Genomic DNA, 3,302 nt, shown 5'->3' with positions numbered 1-3,302 from the left:
AAATGTAGGTGGTCAGCGCGCCGCCGACGAGCGGGCCGACCAGCGGTCCGGATTGGCCGGCCAGCGAGATATACATGTTGATCTTGAGCGTGCGGCTGCGCGGAAAGGTCGAGAGGATGACGACCTGGCCGAGCGTGCCCATCAAGGCGCCGCCAAAGCCTTGCAGTGCGCGGGCGCCAACCAGCATCCGGATATCGTTCGACAGTCCGCACAGGGCCGACGAGGCGGCGAACACCAGCAAGGCAAAGCAGTAGACGTTGCGCAGGCCGAAGCGGTCGGCGGCCCAACCGCCAAGCGGCATCGAGATGATCAGGCTGGCGACATAGACAGTGATGAGCAGGCCGAGCTGGCTTGGCGGACGGCCGAGGCTTTCGCTGATGCCCGGCAGCGCCGTCACCACGACATTCTGGTCGAGGCTGGTCATGAAGACACCGCAGGCGACCGTCAGCGGCAGCAGGAGCAAGGCTCTGGCCGGCACATCGGCGCGATCCGTGGCGCCGGCGGATAGTTCAGCGGTCATGGAGATGTTCGAACCAAACGAATGTGCCGACTGTGAGACGGGATTTTCATCCCTTGGGCCGGTTGGGCGGCCCCATATTTCCACCATGGGCGCCTGCGGCACGATTCTCTAGCGGCAGAACCGGCTGGCCTTGATGCCAGAAGCAGAAGCGATGCGGCCGTCAGGCCGCGCCGCTTACTGCACCTCGTAGCCGACTTCCTCGCTGGCATGGCAGAGCGCCTTCCAGAACGAGCGTGCGAACGAGCGGAAGACGTAGATGTCGAACTGGTCGGCGCCGGTGCGCTGGATCTGGGCGAAGACATCGTGATGGGCGGTCGAGCGGCCGGCGCCAACCGGAAAGGCCGGCAGCGAAAAGTCGATGGCGAAGAATTTCGCCAGCACCCATTCGGCCTTCGGCCCGGCAATACGAACGGCGGTGCGACCATGCGACAGGTCAGTCACCGTACCAATTGCCGGGGTCACCACTTTGGCAAAGGCCGCGGCCAGCCCTTCGGCCTCGTCGGCAACAGTGAACTTTCCCGGCGCGAAGCCGAACACCGACTTCACGCCGTCGCTCAGGCCACCGCCGGCGCCATCGGGCAGAGCAAGCCCGGTGACGGTGCGGATGGCTGCAATCAGCCTCTTCTCCTCGCCCGGCCAAGCGGCGAGCTGCACAATCGAGCCGGGCCTGGTCTCGGTCAGTATGATTTCGACGCCGTGCTCGAAATTGCCATGCGAGCCGACGTGAAATTCCGGCTCAAGCGGTGATTGGCGCTCAACCATGCATGCGGCTCCCGTCCGGGTCGAAGAAGTGGTTGGAGACGATCTCGACCGGTCCGAACCGGTTGCGCAAGGGGTCGGAGACGTGGGCGCGCGTGCCGCGCCGTGCCTTGCCGCCCTTGACCAGTGCCAGCGCGATATGCTTGCCGAGCGCCGGCGAGTAGCAGCAGGCGGTGATGTGGCCGATCGAGCCGTGCGGATTGGCTTCGTCAACCTCTTCGACGATGTGAGCGCCACCGTTGAGCGGCTTGTTGTCGAGCGAAATCAGGCCGACCAGTTCCAGACGGTCAGACGCGATCAGGCCTTCGCGATCCATCATCGCCGAGCCGATGAACGGCTTCTTCTTCGACAGCATCCAGTCGAGATGCAGGTCGCGCGCCGTGGTGCGGCCGTCGATCTCGGCGCCGGTGACATGACCCTTTTCGATGCGCATCGTGCCCAGCGCCTCGAGCCCGTAGGTAACCAGCCCGAACGGCTTGCCGGCTTCAACAAGCGCTTCCCAGACATGGGTGCCGTAGCCGGCGCCGGAATAGACCTCGAACGCCATTTCACCGGAGAAGGACAGCCGGCAGATCATTACCGGCACGCCTGCTATCTCGCCGCGCACGATGCCCATGAAGGGCAGGGTGGCATTGTCGACCGATGTGCCGGTGACACATTTGGCGAGGATCTCCCTAGCCTTTGGCCCACCGATCGCGGCGCCTGCCCATTCGTCGGTCACCGAGGCGACGTGGACCTTGAGCTCCGGCCAGATCACGTCGAGGAAATATTCCAGATGCTGCATCACCTTGCCGGCATTGGCCGTGGTGGTGGTCATCAGGAAATCCTGCTCGCCGAGCCGCCAGGTGGTGCCGTCGTCGAAGGCTAGGCCGTCCTCGCGCAGCATCAGACCGTAGCGTGCCTTGCCGACGGCCAGCGTCGAAAACATGTTGGTGTAGACGCGGTCGAGGAATAGGGCGGCGTCGGGCCCTTGTACGGCAATTTTGCCCAGCGTCGAGACATCGACGATGCCGGCGCTGTCGCGTGTCGCCTTGGCTTCCCGCACATAGGCCTGCTCGACCGTCTCGCCGGCATGGCCATAGATCATCGGGCGGTACCAGAGGCCGGCGGAATACATCGTGGCGCCATTGGCGAGATGCCAGTCATGCATCGGCGTCAGCCGCTCGGGCTTCAGGTCGCCGAAGCGTTCCGCAGCCAGCGAGCCGATCGACACGGGCGCAAAGGGTGGCCGGAAGCGCGTCGTGCCGACCTCGGGGATCGGCTTGCCCAGCGCTTCGGCCATGATGGCAAGGCCAGGGACGTTGGAGCTCTTGCCCTGGTCGGTCGCCATGCCGAGCGTGGTGTAGCGCTTCAGATGCTCGACCGAGACGAAGCCTTCGCGATGCGCTAGCCGGACGTCCTCGGCTGTCACGTCGTGCTGGAAATCGACAAAGCTCTTGCCCTTGGCCCTGATCTCGAACACCGGGGCGGGATCGGGATCACCGGGCACGGCTTCTACCACCGGCAATACAGAAGGCGTGCTCTGTCCACCGGCCGCAGCCAGACCGGCGGCGCGTCCTTCGGCGAGCGCTTCGAGCGTCGAAAAACTGCCGGTGAAGGCGCCGGCGCCGATCCATTGCTGCGTTGGTTTCGGCGGCAGGAAGGCCTGCCGCGCGGCATTCCATTCCGCCTTGGCGCCGGCCTGGCTGGCCAGATGGATGGTCGGCGACCAGCCGCCCGACATCAGCAGGCAATCGGCATGGATGCTGCGTGCATCGCCGATGAGCGCGCCATTGGTCATGTCGAAGCGTTGCAGCTTGAGGCCGGACAGCGCCTTGCCGCCTTCGGTGGCGACGACGGCATGGCCGGCGAAGATCTCAGCCTCGGCTTCCGCGGCCAGCCTGCGCATCTCCGGCGAAAGTTCCGGCCTGACATCGGCGATGGCGACGACCGCGGCACCAGCTTTCTTCAAGGCGACGGCCGCCCGATAGGCGCTGTCATTGTTGGTGAACAGCGCGATCCGCTCGCCCGGCAGCACGCCGAA

General features: G+C 65.2%; 3 protein-coding genes. All 3 read right to left on the bottom strand.

Annotation, left to right across the window (positions count from 1 at the left end; translation table 11 throughout):
* A partial coding sequence (locus tag EN935_RS27820; RefSeq protein WP_127373832.1) for an MFS transporter occupies positions 1–520 on the bottom strand: 520 nt, incomplete at its 3' end.
* Positions 521–694: 174 nt separating this feature from the next.
* A complete protein-coding gene (locus EN935_RS27815) occupies positions 695–1,282 on the bottom strand; it encodes a sarcosine oxidase subunit gamma (RefSeq protein ID WP_127265770.1) in 588 nt (195 codons plus the stop codon).
* Positions 1,275–3,302: glycine cleavage T C-terminal barrel domain-containing protein (locus EN935_RS27810; RefSeq protein WP_127373831.1), on the bottom strand; the 2,028-nt coding region annotated here is incomplete at its 5' end. The genes EN935_RS27810 and EN935_RS27815, both read right to left, overlap by 8 nt.

Origin of the sequence: Mesorhizobium sp. M7D.F.Ca.US.004.03.1.1, assembly GCF_003998635.1 — a bacterium.
In the GTDB taxonomy this organism is placed as follows: Bacteria; Pseudomonadota; Alphaproteobacteria; order Rhizobiales; family Rhizobiaceae; genus Mesorhizobium; species Mesorhizobium loti.
This window is presented reverse-complemented; position numbering and strand designations above follow the sequence as displayed.